At 53.4% G+C, this 979-nt stretch carries 1 rRNA gene; it reads right to left on the reverse strand.

Annotation, left to right across the window (positions count from 1 at the left end):
• Window positions 1-300 (reverse strand): 16S ribosomal RNA (locus DOD19_RS25570); the annotation flags it as partial.
• Window positions 301-979 lie beyond the last annotated feature (679 nt).

The following is a 979-nucleotide window of genomic DNA, read 5'->3' on the forward strand; positions in this document are numbered from 1 at the left end:
TCTCAGACCAGCTACTGATCGTCGCCTTGGTGGGCCTTTACCCCACCAACTAGCTAATCAGACATCGGCCGCTCCTATAGCATGAGGCCTTGCGGTCCCCCACTTTCACCCTCAGGTCGTATGCGGTATTAGCTAATCTTTCGACTAGTTATCCCCCACTACAGGGCACGTTCCGATGTATTACTCACCCGTTCGCCACTCGCCATCAATCTAGCAAGCTAGATCATGCTGCCGTTCGACTTGCATGTGTAAGGCATGCCGCCAGCGTTCAATCTGAGCCAGGATCAAACTCTTCAGTTCAATCTGCTGTTTTTCGCTCTTTACGAGCGGTCGCTCACTCTCAGAATCTGACTTGAACTTTCGTTCAAACCTTACTTCTGTGCGAGCACTTCATTACTTGTTAGCTAGCGGATCGAAATCCGCCGCATCCAGTATTAAGCGCCCACACTTATCGGCTGTTTGCTTGTTAAAGAACTTCGCGATCAACTTTGTTCACCGCGTCGCTGCGTTGTCTGCAGCAGAGAAACGAGATTATGCAGAGCTTTTTCGTCGCTGTCAACAACTCGTCGAAGAATTTTTATCATCAACTCGCCGCCAACCACTCCTGAATTTCCAGCCAATCGCCAACCACACAATCGACCGCAAACCCGCCCCACTCCTGCTTCTCCACCACCTAACTCCACCGCCTCAACCTGCGTTTCGGCGCTGTGTTTTGCAGCGAGGGGCGAACTATAGGCGGGTTCCTGGAGGTTGGCAACACCTTTGTCGTTACGGGTTGATGACGAGTTCGTGAAGAATCGCCGCCAGCCCCGTCTGCGCCTAGGATTGCGGCCGCAAAGCACGCGCAAACGAGGCCGCGAATACTCGAGGTTGTTACTCGGGTATTCCCGAGATCACTCCGCTAAGCACTGCTTATTGGTGCTTGAACGCCGGTGCGCGCTTCTCGACGAAGGCGCGCATGCCCTCTTTCTGGTCTTCC

Source organism: Ralstonia sp. GX3-BWBA, assembly GCF_003290055.1.
Classification (GTDB): Bacteria; Pseudomonadota; Gammaproteobacteria; order Burkholderiales; family Burkholderiaceae; genus Ralstonia; species Ralstonia holmesii.